Below are 510 nucleotides of genomic sequence, written 5' to 3'. Positions count from 1 at the left end.
GGTCTTCGGCCACGTCCTGGATCCGGAACACATCCACCCCGGTCTCGATCCCCATCAGCTCGCACACCGCAATCAGCACTTCCATCGGCGTGTTGCCCGCCCCCGCCCCCAGCCCGGCCGCGGCCGCGTCAATGCGCGTGGCGCCGGCTTCGATCGCCGCAAGGCTGTTGGCCACCCCCATCGCCAGGTTGTGGTGGCCATGAAACCCCAGCTCGGTCTCCGGCTTGAGGGCGGCGCGCACCGCACCGATCCGTGCCTTCACCGTCTCCGGCAGCAGGTGGCCGGCCGAGTCGGTGACGTAGATGCAGTTCGCGCCGTAGCCTTCCATCAGCTTCGCTTGCTGCACCAGCCCTTCAGGGCTGTTCATGTGCGCCATCATCAGGAAGCCGACCGTGTCCATGCCCAGCTTGCGGGCGTAGCCGATGTGCTGCTCCGAGACGTCCGCTTCGGTGCAGTGGGTGGCCACACGCAGCGTGGAGACGCCCAGTTCGTGCGCCCTCTTCAGGTGGT

At 67.6% G+C, this 510-nt stretch carries 1 pseudogene; it reads right to left on the bottom strand.

Features of this window, described 5'->3' with window-relative positions:
- Nucleotides 1–510: pseudogene (locus DNK49_RS23320) on the bottom strand (4-hydroxy-2-oxovalerate aldolase); the annotation flags it as partial.

The sequence above is a fragment of the Parazoarcus communis SWub3 = DSM 12120 genome (assembly GCF_003226565.1).
Taxonomy (GTDB): domain Bacteria; phylum Pseudomonadota; class Gammaproteobacteria; order Burkholderiales; family Rhodocyclaceae; genus Parazoarcus; species Parazoarcus communis.
The sequence above is the reverse complement of the archived record's forward strand: the minus strand, read 5'-3'. Positions and strand labels throughout refer to the sequence as shown.